Below are 16,822 nucleotides of genomic sequence, written 5' to 3' on the forward strand. Positions count from 1 at the left end.
GCCCTGACCGCTTCTATGTATGGCCAGATACTCTCTCCCACCTAAAAAGAGAGGTTTTATGTCGTTTTTTTGATGTATATATATCTATTACTTTTTCTTAGGAATTTTAATTGTAATTTGATAGTACTCATCAAATTCTTCTTCCTCAGAGTTAACATTTAAACCACTTTTTGCAACCATTTGTAGTGATTGCCTAATTGTATTCATCGCAATTCTCATATCACGACTTACTGCCTTTTGTTTTGCTTTACGCTTTGGTTTTACTTCCTCTAGAAGCTTCGCAATACGCTCTTCGGTTTGTTTTACGTTCAATTGTTTTTCTACAATTTCTTGTAAAACTTTTAATTGTAACTCTTCATTTTTTAAAGGAATAAGTGCACGAGCATGGCGTTCAGTAATGCTCTTTTCTAGTAAAGCCCTTTTAATTTCTTCAGGCAACTTTAATAATCGCAACTTATTTGCGATTGTTGATTGCCCTTTGCCAAGCCTTTGTGCTAGCGCCTCTTGCGTTAAATTATGTAACTCAATTAGCTTTTGATATGCGACAGCTTCCTCAATTGCCGTTAGCTCTTCACGCTGTAAATTTTCAATCAAGGCAACAGAAGCTGTTTCCGTATCATTTAAGTTTTTTATAATTGCGGGAACCTTTTCCCACCCCAATTTCGTTGCTGCACGAAAACGTCTTTCCCCGGCAATAATTTCATAATTGTCTTCTCCATACTGCCTCACAACAATCGGTTGGATAAGCCCATGTGTACGAATCGTTAAAGCTAGTTCATCGATGCGCGCGTCATCAAAAACCGTCCGCGGTTGATAACGATTGGGAATGATATTTGCTATCGGAATTTCTTGTATTTCTTCATATATCTTTTTATCTATTTCTTCATGGCTTTCGTCTTGTAATTCGAATTCGCTCTCTTTATATCCAAAGCCAAACAAACGAGAAAACGTATTTTTCATACATATTCCACCACCTTTGGGCCTATTGAATGTTCTACATAAAAATGTTTCCTATGAAACATTTACGCTTCCATTTATATAATTTAATCTTACGTCTAATAAGATTTATTTTTCAATAGGTAATTTATTGGGCGTCCCTGGCTTACGCGGATATTTCTTCGGTGTTTTACGCTTTTTCTCAATTAATAAAATGTTACGTTCACTTTCTTCAAACGGTAATTGGAACGTAGACATCTCTTTTAATTCCCCGCCAAGTACCTCTAAAGCATACTTACCATTTTCAATCTCTTCATTGGCAGCTGCGCCTTTCATAGCGATAAATGTTCCTCCTACCTTTACAAGTGGTAAACACAATTCACTCAGTACAGAGAGGCGAGCCACTGCACGCGCCATTACAACATCATACGATTCACGTACGCCTTCTTTTTTCCCAAATGTTTCAGCACGATCATGACAAAAAGCAACATCACTTAACTCTAATTTTTGGGCTAAATGATTTAAAAAGTTAATACGTTTTTGCAATGAATCAACAATTGTTACTTTCAAGTGCGGGAAACAGATTTTTAAAGGAATACTTGGAAACCCTGCGCCTGCACCTACATCACAAACGGAAAATGGTTTGGAAAAATCATAATAAAAAGCAGCAGTGACTGAGTCGAAAAAGTGCTTTAAATACACTTCTTCTTTCTCCGTAATAGCTGTTAAATTCATTTTCTCGTTCCATTCTACTAATGTTTCAAAGTAGATTTCGAATTGCTCTAATTGCCTAGGAGAAAGGGAAATCCCTCTTTCTCCTAGCATAGATTGAAATTGTTCTATGTTCATCTGGCAATATCTCCTTACTATATTATTGGTTCGATACTCGCGCGATTTTTCCTTGTTCGATGTACACAAGTAAAATGGAAATATCAGCTGGATTTACACCGGAAATACGGGATGCCTGCCCCATAGAAAGAGGACGAACATCTTTTAATTTTTGTCTTGCCTCAGAAGCAATTCCAGAAATTGCATCATAATCAATATCGACAGGAATCTTTTTGCCTTCCATTTTCTTCATACGTTCTACTTGTTGTAAAGATTTTTCAATATATCCTTCATACTTAATTTGAATTTCAACTTGTTCTGCAATTTCATCATTTATTTCTAATTCGCTTGGCGAAAGAAGGCGGATATGTTCATACGTCATTTCCGGACGACGTAGTAAATCACTTGCACGTATGCCATCCTTTAATTCACTTCCACCAACAGTGCGAATCAATTCTTGTACTTCAGGACGTGGTTTAATAATAATGCCTTCTAAACGTGCTTTTTCTTGTTCGATCTGTGTCTTTTTCTCAGAAAAACGCTCATAACGCTCTTCCGGAATTAAGCCAATTTCATGACCAATTTCCGTTAAACGAATATCTGCATTATCATGACGCAATAATAAACGATATTCTGCACGAGAAGTTAGTAAACGATAAGGTTCATTTGTCCCTTTTGTCACAAGATCATCGATTAAAACGCCAATATATGCATCAGAACGCCCTAAAATAACCTCTTTTTTCCCTAAAGAACGACAAGCTGCATTAATTCCGGCCATAATTCCTTGTCCTGCTGCTTCTTCATAGCCAGAGGTACCATTAATTTGTCCTGCTGTATATAAATTTTTAATTTTTTTCGTTTCAAGAGTCGGCCAAAGCTGTGTTGGTACAATCGCATCATATTCAATTGCATAACCTGTACGCATCATCTCAACGTTCTCTAGACCAGGAATTGTTTTCAGCATTTCACGTTGTACATCTTCTGGTAAACTTGTTGATAAACCTTGCACATATACTTCCTGTGTATTACGACCTTCTGGCTCTAAGAAAATTTGATGACGTGGTTTATCATTGAAACGCACTACTTTATCCTCAATTGATGGACAATAACGAGGCCCCGTTCCTTTAATCATTCCAGAATACATTGCAGAGCGATGTAAGTTTTTGTCAATTAAACGATGTGTTTCTTCACTCGTATATGTTAACCAGCATGGAATTTGATCCATGATGAATTTTGTTGTTTCAAAAGAAAAGGCACGTGGTTTTTCGTCACCTGGTTGGATTTCTGTTTTACTATAATCAATAGTATTACTATTCACACGAGGAGGTGTGCCTGTTTTAAATCTAACAAGATCAAAACCAAGTTCCTCTAAGTGCTCAGACAATGTGATAGATGGTTGCTGATTATTTGGACCACTTGAGTATTTTAAATCTCCCATAATAATCTCACCACGTAAAAATGTACCTGTTGTAATTACAACTGTTTTTGCCGTATATTCAGCACCTGATTGTGTAATTACTCCTTTGCATACATCATCCTCAACAATTAAACGTTCAACCATTCCTTGGCGTAATGTTAAGTTTGGTGTTTCTTCAATTGTTTTCTTTAATTCATGTTGATATGAAAATTTATCTGCTTGTGCACGAAGAGCACGTACAGCTGGGCCTTTTCCTGTATTCAACATGCGCATTTGGATGTGCGTTTTATCAATATTACGTCCCATTTCGCCGCCTAATGCATCAATTTCACGAACCACAATCCCTTTTGCTGGTCCACCAACAGAAGGGTTACATGGCATAAACGCTACCATATCCAAATTAATTGTTAACATTAATGTTTTTGAGCCCATTCGTGCTGCTGCAAGACCAGCTTCACATCCTGCATGACCTGCACCGATTACTATGACGTCGTAAGAACCGGCATTGTATCCCATTATTTATTCCTCCTAAGGTTAGCTATCTTTCTAAAACATTTCTATGTTATTTTCCTAAACAAAATTGAGAGAACAATTGGTCGATTAAACTTTCATGAACCGTATCACCAGTAATTTCACCAAGTATTTCCCATGTTCTTGTTAAATCAATTTGAACCATATCAATTGGAACACCGTTCCCTATTGCTTCAATTGCATCTCCAATTGTTTTTTCTGCTTGTGTTAATAAACCGATATGTCTTGCATTAGAAACATATGTCATATCGGCAGATTCGATTGTTCCTTCAAAGAATAGATCAGCTATCGCTTTTTCTAACTCATCTACGCCTCGCTCTTCAATTAGGGATGTTGTAATGATACGATTTTTACCCGCTAATTGCATGACACGTTCCATATCAATTTTCTTTGGTAAATCGGTTTTATTTACAATGACAATAAAGTCTTTTCCTTGTACAGCATGGAATAGTTCTTCATCCTCATTTGTCAATGCCTCACTATAATTTACTACGACTAAGACTAAATCAGCCTGCCCCATCATTTCTTTCGAACGCTCTACACCAATTCGCTCAACAATATCTTCCGTTTCACGAATTCCTGCTGTATCAATGAGTTTAAGCGGTACACCACGTACATTGACATACTCTTCAATGACATCACGGGTTGTTCCTGCTATATCGGTTACAATTGCTTTGTTCTCTTGAACAAGGCTGTTTAATAATGAAGACTTCCCAACATTAGGCCTTCCGATGATTGCAGTTGCAATCCCTTCTCGCAAAATTTTCCCTTGCTTAGATGTTTCCAATATGTTTTGAATTTCACCACGAACATGCGTAGCCTTTTCAATTAAAATATTATGTGTCATTTCTTCTACATCATCGTATTCCGGATAATCTATATTTACTTCTACATGAGCTAATGTCTCTAAAATTTCTTGACGAAGACGACCAATTAATTTGGATAACCGTCCTTCCATTTGATTAATTGCTACGTTCATCGCCCGATCAGTTTTTGCACGGATTAAGTCCATTACAGCCTCAGCTTGAGATAAATCAATACGCCCATTTAAAAATGCACGTTTTGTAAATTCACCTGGCTCCGCTAAGCGTACTCCCTGTGTCAAAATAAGTTGTAATACTTTATTTACTGAAACAAGGCCACCATGACAATTAATTTCTACTATATTTTCACGCGTAAATGTTTTCGGTGCTCTCATAATCGACACCATAACTTCTTCAATAACTTGATCCGTATCTAAATCAACAATATGCCCATAGTGGATCGTATGAGAAGATACTGCCGTTAAATCTTTCCCTTTAAAAATGCGATTGACTTTTTCAATCGCATCCTCTCCACTTACTCGAACAATGGCAATTGCGCCTTCCCCAAGTGCTGTGGAAATTGCAGCAATTGTATCAAATTCCATGTCCTTTCACCTCACTTGTTTATTTCTCTCTATTTCAACATGATTTTTTCCTTCACTAAACTATTAGGATACCATAATGAACCTGTCTACAAAAGAATAATAACTCATTTTATTATGTCCTCATATAAAAACCACTAAACTTATTCACAGTGGATAAGTTTAGTGGTTTCAGTTATCCACAATTATTTTTATAAAGAAAACCTTGAACCAGTAAAAACTTCCTCTATTCCCATTAATTATTTGTCCTGATCAGGATTCTACAAGATACATTCACAGAAAAAAACCGGTACTCAAGCGAGTAACCGGTTATTTGGAAGTTATTACAACATGTCGATGTGGTTCTTTTCCTTCAGAAGTTGTAATTACATTTGGATGATTAGATAATGTTTGGTGAATAATTTTTCGTTCAAAAGAAGGCATCGGCTCTAATACAACACTTTTCTTTGTACTCATTACTTGTTTTGCTAATCGATAAGAAAGTGATTCTAATGTATCTTTTCTTTTACTACGATAGTTTTCAGCATCCACTGTTATGCCAATATACTGTTTTGTACTACGATTCGCAACAAGTTTTGTTAAATATTGTAAAGAATTTAACGTATGACCTCTTTTCCCAATTAAAACACCTACATTTTCACCGGAAATTGTAAATTCTACCTCTCGACCTTTTACAGTTTTTGTAATCACCACATCCACACCCATACTTTGAACAACACTTTGTAAATATTGTTCAGCTTCTTGGATTGGATCTTTTTTTACTACAACTTCCACCACGGCTGGACGATTCCCAATTAAACCTAAGAACCCTCTCTTGCCTTCATCGATAATTTTTATATCAACTTGATCTTTTGAAACTTTTAATTGCCTTAAAGCATCTTGTACTGCCAGCTCGACTGTTTGTCCTTTAGCAGTAATTATACTCACTTGCTTGATCCTCCAGCCTTACTAGCCTTAATTTCTGGCCCTTTGATCAAATACATTTGAGCGACACCAAAAATATTACCAACTACCCAGTATAGAGATAATGCTGCTGGGAAATTAATTGCAAAGACTAAAATCATAATCGGCATAAGCCAAAGCATCATTGCCATTTGTGGATTTTGTCCAGCTGTACCTGCCATTGAAAGTTTTTGCTGAAGGAATGTTGTAATTGCTGCAACAATTGGAAGGATATAGTACGGATCTGGATGTCCTAAATCAAACCATAAGAAACTATGTTGTTTAATTTCCGCCGTTCTCATAATCGCATGATAAAATGCGAATAAAATTGGCATTTGAATAAAGATTGGTAAACAACCTGCTAATGGGTTTACGCCATTCTTTTGATACAATTGCATCATTTCTTTTTGTAACTTTTGCTGCGTCGCTTGATCCTTAGAGCTATATTTCTCTTTTAGTCTCGCCATTTCTGGTTGCAACGCTTGCATTGCTTTCGTACTCTTCGTTTGTTTAATCATTAATGGTAATAGCGCAAAACGAATAATAAGAGTCGTAACAACAATCGCTAAGCCAAAATTATTACCCAATAATTTTGCAAAATACGTGATTAACTGAGAAAGCGGGTATACGAAATATTCATTCCAAATCCCTGTGCTTTTCGATGTAATTGGCAGATTTGTTTCACTACAGCCCGCAGTAATCGCCATTAATGCAATAACCATGGCTAGTAAGCCTATCTTCTTTTTCACAGCCTGCTCCTCCTTGTTTCGGTATGTATATAGTGTAATTCATTTTCCTTTTCCTACGCTACTTGTTTGTGATTTTGATACCAGAGCGCTTAAAGGCATGAATTAAGCTTCCCTTTAATTGTTCATATGTCATATCTGCACAAGGCTTCCTTGCTATTATAACAAAATCTTTTCCAGAATCTATCTCATCTTTTAATTCGGTAATCGATTGGCGAATCATACGCTTAATTCGATTGCGTACAACTGCATTTCCTATTTTCTTACTAACAGAAAGACCGATTCGAAAGTATGGTTGCTCAGCCTTTTCAAGCTGATATACAACAAACTGACGATTTGCATTCGATTTTCCATTTTGAAAAACAGCCTGGAATTCATCATTCTTTTTTATACGATTCTTTTTCTTCATATCAATTGACACTCCTGTATTTCATCAGCGGAAATTCATTATTACTAGAAAAAAAGACCACTGAACGATCAGTGGTCTACGCAGATAATACTTTTCTTCCTTTACGACGACGAGCTGCTAGCACTTTACGTCCGTTCGCTGTGCTCATACGGCTGCGGAAACCATGTACTTTGCTGCGCTTACGTTTATTTGGTTGGTAAGTTCTTTTCATTATATGACACCTCCCTGAGGAATATCTGTTAAAGACAGTCTTATAAATTATAGTTAATCAACTAGTAAAATGTCAATGGTTCTCGAAATTTTCATCAAATATTCATTTTAAACCTATTCACAATTTTTTTCACAACTGCTTCATTCCCTTGTGGATAAGTATATTTTCCATTTTTTCATATCCACAAATTATTTTTTCACTTTTACACAGTATATCGTATTGTGGACAAGTTTATTCCACAAGGTATTGATTTTGTGGATAACTTTTTGAAATTCATTGCTATCGCTACCTTTTTTTGATATTATAGTTGTGTTTTCACCTTGAACAAGTTTTCCACACTTATAATTTATCCACAAATTGTGTATAACATGTGGACAGTTATAATCACATGTGGGTAAATAGTTGTCCACATCTGGTTTTTTTGTCGAAAACTCTATCTCGTATACAGACGGCGTTTTTAGGTTTTAAAATACGTTCCGTATAAATATACATTATTACTTTTTAAGGTTGTACAATTGTTGCACAACCTTATTCTTTTACCATCTTTGTAAAGGAGGGACACCCTTGGAAAATATCTCTGATTTATGGAATAGCGCTTTGAAAGAGCTAGAAAAAAAGGTAAGTAAACCGAGTTATGAAACCTGGTTAAAATCGACAAAAGCACATGCTTTAAAAAAAGATATATTAACCATTACGGCTCCAAATGAATTTGCTCGTGACTGGTTAGAATCTCATTATTCAGAGCTAATTTCAGAAACACTTTATGATTTAACAGGAGCAAAGCTAGATATTCGCTTTATTATTCCCCAAAGTCAAACTGAAGAGGAGATTGACTATCCTCCTGCTAAAAAGAAAAGAACAAATGACGAGTCTAATCACTTACCACAGAGCATGTTAAACCCGAAATATACTTTTGATACATTTGTTATTGGCTCTGGTAACCGCTTTGCACATGCAGCCTCTTTAGCTGTAGCTGAAGCACCCGCAAAAGCATATAACCCATTATTTATTTATGGGGGCGTTGGACTTGGAAAAACGCATTTAATGCATGCAATTGGTCATTATGTAATTGAGCATAATCCAAATGCAAAAGTCGTTTATTTATCATCAGAAAAATTTACAAATGAATTTATTAATTCAATTCGTGACAATAAAGCTGTCGATTTTCGTAATAAATACCGTAATGTAGATGTCTTATTGATAGATGATATTCAGTTTCTCGCTGGAAAAGAACAAACGCAAGAAGAGTTCTTCCATACATTTAATGCGTTACATGAAGAAAGTAAACAAATTGTAATTTCAAGCGATCGACCACCTAAGGAAATTCCAACTTTAGAAGATCGTCTTCGTTCACGATTTGAGTGGGGACTTATTACAGATATTACGCCACCAGACTTAGAAACGAGGATTGCAATCTTGCGGAAAAAGGCAAAAGCAGAAGGCCTTGATATTCCAAATGAGGTTATGCTCTATATTGCAAACCAAATTGACTCAAATATTCGTGAACTAGAGGGGGCACTTATTCGAGTTGTTGCCTATTCATCCCTAATTAATAAAGATATTAATGCAGATCTAGCAGCTGAAGCACTTAAAGATATTATTCCAAATTCTAAACCAAAAATTATTTCTATTTATGATATTCAAAAGGCTGTTGGAGATGTTTATCAGGTTAAATTAGAGGATTTCAAAGCGAAGAAACGTACAAAATCTGTTGCATTTCCTCGACAAATCGCAATGTATCTATCACGCGAACTTACAGACTCATCTTTACCAAAAATAGGTGAAGAATTTGGCGGCCGTGATCACACAACAGTTATCCATGCTCACGAAAAAATTTCGAAGTTATTAAAAACGGATACGCAACTGCAAAAACAAGTCGAAGAAATTAATGATATCTTAAAGTAGTAGTTGAATAGTGTGAATAACTTTCCTTGTTTTACGCACAGTCTATCCACATGTAGATAGACTGTTTTTACATCTCTAAACTAAGTTATCCACATATCCACAAGCCCTACTACTATTACTACTATTTTTTTATCTTTATTAAATAAATAAAATATTATACTTACCGGAGGTTTTCGTTATGCGTTTTACAATTCAAAGAGACTACCTTGTAAGAAGTGTACAAGATGTAATGAAGGCTGTTTCCTCTCGTACAACAATTCCCATTCTTACAGGAATTAAAATTGTAGCTACTGAAGAAGGGGTTACATTAACAGGTAGTGATGCGGATATTTCAATTGAATCCTTTATTCCTGTTGAAGAAGATGGAAAAGAGATCGTAGAAATTGCACAATCAGGAAGTATTGTTTTACAAGCAAAATATTTTAGCGAAATTGTAAAAAAATTACCGAGAGACACGGTCGAAATTTCTGTAGAAAATCATTTTATGACAAAAATAAAATCTGGAAAATCCGAGTTTAATTTAAATGGCTTAGATGCTGCAGAATACCCATTATTACCGCAAATTGAAGAACATCATGTATTTAAACTCCCTACAGATTTACTAAAACACATGATTCGTCAAACCGTGTTTGCGGTTTCAAGTTCTGAAACTCGTCCGGTCTTAACAGGTGTAAACTGGAAAGTATATAACAGCGAACTAACTTGTATTGCAACAGATAGTCACAGGTTAGCACTTCGCAAAGCGAAAATTGAAGGACATAGTGTTTCTGATGAATTCCAAGCGAATGTTGTTATCCCTGGTAAAAGTTTAAATGAATTAAGCAAAATTCTAGATGAATCTGAAGAGATGGTAGATATCGTTATTACGGAGTATCAAGTATTATTCCGAACAAAACATTTATTATTCTTCTCTAGATTATTAGAAGGTAATTACCCGGATACAACTCGTTTAATTCCAGCAGAAAGCAAAACAGATATTTTTGTAAATACAAAGGAATTTTTACAGGCTATTGATCGTGCTTCATTACTAGCAAGAGATGGTCGTAATAACGTTGTAAAGCTATCAACGTTAGAACAACAAATGCTGGAAATTTCTTCGAATTCACCAGAAATCGGGAAAGTAGTAGAAGAAATTCAATGTGAGAAGGTAGAAGGGGAAGAATTAAAAATATCCTTTAGTGCAAAATATATGATGGATGCATTAAAAGCCTTAGATAGTACGGAAATTAAAATTAGCTTTACTGGTGCAATGAGACCATTCTTAATTCGTACAGTAAATGATAATTCTATTATCCAATTAATTTTACCAGTTCGTACTTACTAAGAAGAGTGAGGGTTGCTAGTTTAAATATGCTAGTGACCCTTGTTTGATTTTGGGTATTGCTTTCCTAATGTAAGTTTATTTAGTACAATGAAAGAATGAACACTTTCAGAAAGTGAGCGATTTTATGAAACGTATTAAGATTTCAACAGAGTACATTACACTAGGACAATTTTTAAAGTTAGCTGATGTGATTGATACAGGCGGCGCTGTGAAATGGTTCTTACAAGAATACGAAGTATACGTGAATCAAGAGCTTGAAAATAGAAGAGGCCGAAAGTTATATGCAAATGATATCGTTGAAATTCCGGGAAACGGAACATTTCAAGTTCAGGCATAAAGGGGGAGCCCTTTGTTTATTACAGAAATACAATTAAAAAACTATCGCAATTATGAAAATCTAGAACTTTCCTTTGAGGATAAAGTCAATGTAATTATTGGTGAAAATGCACAAGGGAAAACGAATTTGATGGAAGCTATTTATGTATTAGCGATGGCGAAATCTCATAGAACTTCGAATGATCGTGAACTTATCCGGTGGGATGAGGATTATGGTAAAATAAAAGGTAGATTACAAAAACGAAATAGTTCTTTGTCTTTAGAATTAAATATTTCTAAAAAAGGCAAAAAGGCAAAGCTAAATCAACTTGAACAACAAAAGTTGAGCCAATATATTGGCGAAATGAATGTTGTTATGTTTGCCCCAGAAGATTTAAATCTTGTAAAAGGAAGCCCTCAAATACGAAGACGCTTTTTGGATATGGAGCTCGGACAAATAGCTCCTGTCTATTTGTATGAATTAAGCCAATACCAAAAGGTGCTCACGCAACGAAATCACTTGCTAAAAAAAATGCAAGGGAATAGTAAAAATGAGGAAACGATGTTGGATGTATTTACACTTCAACTCATTGAACATGGTGCGAAAATTTTGCGAAAACGTTTTGAGTTTTTGCATTTACTACAAGAATGGGCTGCTCCAATCCACCGCGGAATTAGTAGAGGATTAGAGGAGTTAGAAATCGTGTATAAACCAAGTGTAGATGTATCAGAATCAATGGATTTGTCGAAAATAAAAGAAGTATACTATGAAAGTTTTCAGTCTGTGAAACAACGTGAAATTTTCCGTGGTACGACTTTAATTGGTCCTCATCGTGACGATTTACAATTCTTCGTTAATAGTAAAAATGTTCAAGTCTTTGGTTCACAAGGACAACAACGAACAACCGCACTGTCCCTAAAATTAGCTGAAATTGAATTGATTTATTCAGAGGTTAAGGAATATCCAATCCTTTTATTAGATGATGTGTTATCAGAACTAGATGATTATCGTCAATCACATCTGTTAAATACAATTCAAGGAAAAGTGCAAACATTTGTGACAACGACGAGTGTCGACGGAATTGAACACGAAACATTAAAAGAAGCGAAAACAATTCATGTAACGAACGGCACGGTAGATTGTGAAATAGACAGAGCTTAGCTTCTGTTTAAATGGAAAAGTAGGTGATCTTTGTGTCAATGGAACAAAAGCAAATGCAAGAAAATTCATATGATGAAAGTCAAATACAGGTGCTTGAGGGACTGGAAGCAGTTCGAAAACGTCCAGGTATGTACATTGGATCTACAAGTGGAAAGGGGCTTCATCACCTCGTATGGGAAATTGTAGATAATAGTATTGATGAAGCGTTGGCAGGATATTGCGACGAGATTAACGTTAGTATCGAAGATGATAATAGTATTCGTGTGACAGATAACGGTCGCGGCATTCCAGTTGGTATACAAGAAAAAATGGGACGTCCTGCGGTAGAAGTTATTATGACTGTACTTCACGCTGGTGGTAAATTTGGCGGCGGCGGTTATAAAGTTTCTGGTGGTTTACATGGCGTTGGGGCATCTGTTGTAAATGCCTTATCGACAGAACTAGAAGTATTTGTACACCGTGAAGGAAAAATCCATTATCAAAAATATGAACGAGGTATTCCAGTTGCAGATTTGAAAGTCATCGGTGAAACGGATCATACAGGGACAATAACTCGCTTTAAGCCAGATCCAGAGATTTTTAAAGAGACGACAGAATATGAATTTGATACGTTAGCAACTCGTATGCGTGAGTTAGCATTTTTAAATCGTAATATTAAATTAATAATTGAAGATAAACGCGAACATAAACAAAAGAAAGAGTTCCATTACGAAGGTGGAATTAAATCTTATGTGGAGCATTTAAATCGTTCAAAACAACCAATCCATGAAGAGCCTGTATATGTTGAAGGTTCAAAAGATGGGATTCAGGTTGAAGTTGCGCTTCAATATAACGAAGGATATACAAATCATATTTACTCATTTACAAATAATATTCATACGTATGAAGGTGGTACACATGAGGTAGGATTTAAAACTGCCCTAACGCGTGTGATTAATGATTATGGACGAAAAAATAACATTTTAAAAGATGCGGATAGTAATTTAACTGGTGAAGATGTTCGTGAAGGCTTAACAGCAATCGTATCAATTAAACATCCAAATCCACAATTTGAAGGGCAAACGAAGACGAAACTTGGAAATAGTGAAGCGAGAACGATTACAGAATCTGTATTCTCAGAAGCCTTTGAAAAGTTCTTACTAGAAAACCCAAATGTTGCACGTAAAATTATAGATAAAGGGACGATGGCAGCGCGCGCACGTGTAGCGGCTAAAAAGGCTCGTGAATTAACGCGTCGAAAAAGTGCATTAGAAGTTTCAAGTTTACCAGGTAAGTTAGCGGATTGTTCTTCTAAAGATCCAGCAATTAGTGAAATCTATATCGTAGAGGGTGACTCTGCGGGGGGATCGGCAAAACAAGGGCGTGATCGTCACTTCCAAGCAATCTTGCCACTAAAAGGTAAAATCATTAACGTTGAAAAGGCACGATTAGATAAAATTTTATCTAATGATGAAGTGCGTACAATTATTACGGCAATTGGTACAAACATCGGTGGGGATTTTGATATTGAAAAGGCACGTTATCATAAAGTTATTATTATGACCGATGCCGATGTTGATGGTGCGCACATCCGTACCCTATTATTAACGTTCTTCTATCGTTATATGCGTCAAATTATTGAACATGGTTATATATATATTGCACAGCCACCATTGTTTAAAGTACAACAAGGGAAAAAGATTCAATATGCTTACAACGATAAAGAACTTGAAAAGATATTAGCGGAGTTACCGGCTCAGCCAAAACCAGGTATTCAGCGTTACAAAGGTCTTGGAGAAATGAATCCGACTCAATTATGGGAAACAACAATGGACCCAGAAGTACGTTCGTTACTTCAAGTTTCCTTGCAAGATGCAATTGAAGCAGATGAAACGTTTGAAATCTTAATGGGTGATAAAGTAGAGCCACGTCGTAACTTTATCCAAGAAAATGCAAAATACGTGAAAAACCTTGATATTTAAGTAAGTAATGACAGGAATCAGAGCATTCCTGTCTTCTCCATATAAATCAACATATATGTAACGGAAATGTAAGAGGAGGTGCTCGTTGATGTCAGACAATCAACAACAAGCACGAATTCGAGAGGTTAATATTAGTCATGAAATGCGTACCTCATTTTTAGATTACGCAATGAGTGTTATCGTATCTCGTGCACTACCAGATGTTCGTGATGGATTAAAACCTGTGCATCGCAGGGTTTTATATGCAATGAATGATTTAGGAATTACTGCTGATAAAGCATATAAAAAATCGGCGCGTATTGTCGGTGAAGTAATTGGTAAGTATCACCCACACGGTGATGCAGCTGTTTATGAGACAATGGTACGTATGGCGCAAGATTTTAGTCAACGTTATATGCTTGTTGATGGCCACGGTAACTTTGGTTCTATTGACGGTGATTCAGCAGCGGCAATGCGTTATACAGAAGCAAGAATGTCTAAGATTTCTATGGAACTATTGCGTGATATTACGAAAAACACAATAGATTACCAAGATAACTATGATGGTTCTGAGAGAGAACCAATTGTATTACCTGCCCGTTTTCCTAACTTGTTAGTGAATGGTACAACAGGTATTGCTGTTGGTATGGCAACAAACATTCCACCACATCAGCTTGGAGAAGTAATTGATGGTGTACTAGCATTAAGCCATAATCCTGACATTACGATTGCTGAGTTAATGGAGTGTATTCCAGGTCCTGATTTCCCTACAGCAGGTCTTATTTTAGGGAGAAGTGGAATTCGAAGAGCCTATGAAACAGGTCGTGGTTCAATCACACTACGTGCAAAAGTGGAGATTGAAGAAAAAGCGAATGGAAAACAATCAATTATTGTAACAGAGCTACCTTATCAAGTTAATAAAGCTCGATTAATTGAAAAAATTGCAGAGTTGGTTCGTGATAAAAAAATCGAAGGCATTACAGATTTACGTGATGAATCAGATCGAAATGGTATGCGTGTTGTTATGGAAGTACGTCGTGATGCGAATGCTAATGTACTATTAAATAACTTATATAAACATACAGCATTGCAAACAAGTTTTGGTATTAATATGTTATCGCTCGTGAATGGGGAACCACAAGTATTAAACTTAAAACAAACTTTATACCATTATTTAGAGCATCAAAAAGTAGTAATTCGCAGACGTACTGCTTATGAATTGGAAAAAGCAGAAGCGCGTGCACATATTTTAGAGGGATTACGAATCGCTCTAGATCATCTTGATGAGGTAATTACTTTAATACGTAGTTCGAAAACTGCTGATATTGCTAAGCAAGGATTGATGGAACGTTTCGGTTTAAGTGAAAAACAAGCGCAAGCAATTTTAGATATGCGTTTGCAACGCTTAACAGGATTAGAGCGTGAAAAAATTGAGCAAGAATATCAAGATTTAATGAAATTAATTGCTGAATTAAAAGCGATTCTAGCAGACGAAGAAAAGGTTCTTGAAATTATTCGTGAAGAATTAACAGAAGTAAAAGAACGATTTAATGATAAGAGACGAACAGAAATTACGATTGGCGGTTTGGAATCTATCGAGGATGAAGATTTGATCCCAGAGCAAAATATTGCTATCACACTTACTCACAATGGTTACATCAAGAGATTACCAGCTTCTACGTACAAAACACAGAACCGTGGGGGACGTGGTGTGCAAGGAATGGGTACGAATGATGATGACTTTGTTGAGCACTTATTGACGACGTCTACACATGATCATATTCTATTCTTCACAAACAAAGGGAAAGTATACCGTACGAAAGGCTACGAAATTCCAGAATATAGCCGTACAGCAAAAGGTATACCGATTATTAACTTGCTAGGAGTAGATAAAGGTGAGTGGGTCAACGCTATTATCCCAATCCGTGAATTTGGTGATGAGCAATTCCTGTTCTTTACAACAAAACAAGGTATTTCTAAGAGAACACCTCTTTCATCATTTGCTAATATACGTACGAACGGTTTAATTGCAATTTCGCTTCGTGAAGAAGATGAAGTAATTTCTGTACGTTTAACATCTGGTGATAAAGATATTATCGTAGGGACAAGTAATGGTATGTTAATTCGCTTCAATGAACAAGATGTACGTTCTATGGGCCGTAATGCAGCTGGTGTAAAAGCTATTACACTAGGCGAAGAGGACCAAGTAGTAGGTATGGAAATTGTTGAAGAAGATACGAATGTCTTAATCGTAACGAAAAACGGGTATGGTAAGCGTACGCCGGTTGAAGAGTATCGACTACAGAGTCGTGGCGGTAAAGGTCTGAAGACTTGTAATATTACAGATAAGAACGGTAAATTAGTAGCAGTTAAATCTGTAACAGGTGAAGAAGACATTATGTTAATTACAGCAGCGGGTGTTATTATTCGTATGCCAGTTGATCAAATCTCTCAAATGGGGCGTAATACACAAGGTGTTCGTCTAATTCGATTAGAGGATGAGCAAGAGGTAGCGACAGTAGCAAAAGCACAAAAAGATGAAGATGAAGAAATTAGTGAAGAGGTTTCTTCTGAAGAATAAAGAGGGGGGGATTCTCCCCCCTCTTTATTTTTTTATAATAATACTTGCATAGCAATAAGAAAGCCTATATAATAGGCAGAGTCAGCAAATGAGAGATACAAGTTATCGAAAAAACTTGTTGACGAAAATAATATACTATGATATATTATAAAAGTCGCTGAAACGCGATG

At 36.0% G+C, this 16,822-nt stretch carries 14 protein-coding genes; 6 read left to right on the plus strand and 8 right to left on the minus strand.

From position 1 onward, the window contains the following. Positions 1-87: 87 nt before the first annotated feature. The 8 genes from noc to rpmH form a co-directional block, all read right to left on the minus strand. Entirely contained in the window at positions 88-960 is an 873-nt protein-coding gene (gene noc / locus COO03_RS13640; RefSeq protein WP_097897698.1) for a nucleoid occlusion protein, read from the minus strand. Between the two features lie 105 nt (positions 961-1,065). Further along, positions 1,066-1,785 (minus strand): 16S rRNA (guanine(527)-N(7))-methyltransferase RsmG, encoded by a 720-nt coding sequence (gene rsmG / locus COO03_RS13645; RefSeq protein ID WP_097897699.1) that lies wholly within the window; start codon positions 1,783-1,785, stop codon positions 1,066-1,068. A gap of 22 nt (positions 1,786-1,807) precedes the next feature. Further along, positions 1,808-3,697: a tRNA uridine-5-carboxymethylaminomethyl(34) synthesis enzyme MnmG gene (gene mnmG, locus COO03_RS13650; RefSeq protein WP_097897700.1), complete on the minus strand. Its 1,890-nt coding sequence runs from the start codon at positions 3,695-3,697 to the stop codon at positions 1,808-1,810. A 46-nt stretch (positions 3,698-3,743) separates the two neighbouring features. Next, entirely contained in the window at positions 3,744-5,120 is a 1,377-nt protein-coding gene (gene mnmE / locus COO03_RS13655) for a tRNA uridine-5-carboxymethylaminomethyl(34) synthesis GTPase MnmE (protein WP_097897701.1), read from the minus strand. Between the two features lie 306 nt (positions 5,121-5,426). Then, entirely contained in the window at positions 5,427-6,044 is a 618-nt protein-coding gene (jag, locus tag COO03_RS13660; RefSeq protein ID WP_097897702.1) for an RNA-binding cell elongation regulator Jag/EloR, read from the minus strand. After that, positions 6,041-6,808, minus strand: coding sequence for a YidC family membrane integrase SpoIIIJ (gene spoIIIJ, locus COO03_RS13665; RefSeq protein WP_097897703.1), 768 nt, complete (start codon positions 6,806-6,808; stop codon positions 6,041-6,043). Before spoIIIJ ends, jag begins: the two co-directional genes overlap by 4 nt. A 58-nt stretch (positions 6,809-6,866) precedes the next feature. Continuing rightward, positions 6,867-7,214 (minus strand): ribonuclease P protein component, encoded by a 348-nt coding sequence (gene rnpA / locus COO03_RS13670; RefSeq protein WP_097897704.1) that lies wholly within the window; start codon positions 7,212-7,214, stop codon positions 6,867-6,869. 76 nt (positions 7,215-7,290) lie between these two features. Further along, positions 7,291-7,425: a 50S ribosomal protein L34 gene (gene rpmH / locus COO03_RS13675; protein WP_000831901.1), complete on the minus strand. Its 135-nt coding sequence runs from the start codon at positions 7,423-7,425 to the stop codon at positions 7,291-7,293. A 564-nt stretch (positions 7,426-7,989) separates the two neighbouring features. Here rpmH and dnaA point away from each other — a divergent pair. The 6 genes from dnaA (at position 7,990) to gyrA (ending at position 16,652) form a co-directional block, all read left to right on the plus strand. Beyond that, a complete protein-coding gene (gene dnaA, locus COO03_RS13680; protein WP_097897705.1) occupies positions 7,990-9,330 on the plus strand; it encodes a chromosomal replication initiator protein DnaA in 1,341 nt (446 codons plus the stop codon). A gap of 178 nt (positions 9,331-9,508) precedes the next feature. Next, a complete protein-coding gene (gene dnaN / locus COO03_RS13685; RefSeq protein ID WP_097897706.1) occupies positions 9,509-10,654 on the plus strand; it encodes a DNA polymerase III subunit beta in 1,146 nt (381 codons plus the stop codon). Between the two features lie 124 nt (positions 10,655-10,778). Continuing rightward, complete coding sequence (gene yaaA, locus COO03_RS13690) at positions 10,779-10,991, plus strand: S4 domain-containing protein YaaA (RefSeq protein ID WP_003194149.1); 213 nt, start codon at positions 10,779-10,781, stop codon at positions 10,989-10,991. A gap of 12 nt (positions 10,992-11,003) precedes the next feature. Then, positions 11,004-12,131: a DNA replication/repair protein RecF gene (recF, locus tag COO03_RS13695; protein ID WP_097897707.1), complete on the plus strand. Its 1,128-nt coding sequence runs from the start codon at positions 11,004-11,006 to the stop codon at positions 12,129-12,131. A gap of 38 nt (positions 12,132-12,169) precedes the next feature. Beyond that, positions 12,170-14,092: a DNA topoisomerase (ATP-hydrolyzing) subunit B gene (gene gyrB / locus COO03_RS13700; RefSeq protein ID WP_097897708.1), complete on the plus strand. Its 1,923-nt coding sequence runs from the start codon at positions 12,170-12,172 to the stop codon at positions 14,090-14,092. Between the two features lie 88 nt (positions 14,093-14,180). Beyond that, on the plus strand, positions 14,181-16,652 hold the full coding sequence (gyrA, locus tag COO03_RS13705; protein WP_097897709.1) for a DNA gyrase subunit A: 2,472 nt from the start codon (positions 14,181-14,183) through the stop codon (positions 16,650-16,652). Positions 16,653-16,822 lie beyond the last annotated feature (170 nt).

It is taken from the genome of Bacillus sp. AFS098217, assembly GCF_002551815.1.
Lineage (GTDB): Bacteria > Bacillota > Bacilli > Bacillales > Bacillaceae_G > Bacillus_A.

Excerpts from the sequence above, each read along its gene's own strand:
- rsmG (WP_097897699.1), bottom strand. The coding sequence starts at position 1,785 with ATGAACATAGAACAATTTCAATCTATGCTAGGAGAAAGAGGGATTTCC.
- yaaA (WP_003194149.1), top strand. The coding sequence starts at position 10,779 with ATGAAACGTATTAAGATTTCAACAGAGTACATTACACTAGGACAATTT.
- gyrA (WP_097897709.1), top strand. The coding sequence starts at position 14,181 with ATGTCAGACAATCAACAACAAGCACGAATTCGAGAGGTTAATATTAGT.
- noc (WP_097897698.1), bottom strand. The coding sequence starts at position 960 with ATGAAAAATACGTTTTCTCGTTTGTTTGGCTTTGGATATAAAGAGAGC.
- rnpA (WP_097897704.1), bottom strand. The coding sequence starts at position 7,214 with ATGAAGAAAAAGAATCGTATAAAAAAGAATGATGAATTCCAGGCTGTT.
- mnmG (WP_097897700.1), bottom strand. The coding sequence starts at position 3,697 with ATGGGATACAATGCCGGTTCTTACGACGTCATAGTAATCGGTGCAGGT.
- mnmE (WP_097897701.1), bottom strand. The coding sequence starts at position 5,120 with ATGGAATTTGATACAATTGCTGCAATTTCCACAGCACTTGGGGAAGGC.
- rpmH (WP_000831901.1), bottom strand. The coding sequence starts at position 7,425 with ATGAAAAGAACTTACCAACCAAATAAACGTAAGCGCAGCAAAGTACAT.
- dnaN (WP_097897706.1), top strand. The coding sequence starts at position 9,509 with ATGCGTTTTACAATTCAAAGAGACTACCTTGTAAGAAGTGTACAAGAT.
- gyrB (WP_097897708.1), top strand. The coding sequence starts at position 12,170 with ATGGAACAAAAGCAAATGCAAGAAAATTCATATGATGAAAGTCAAATA.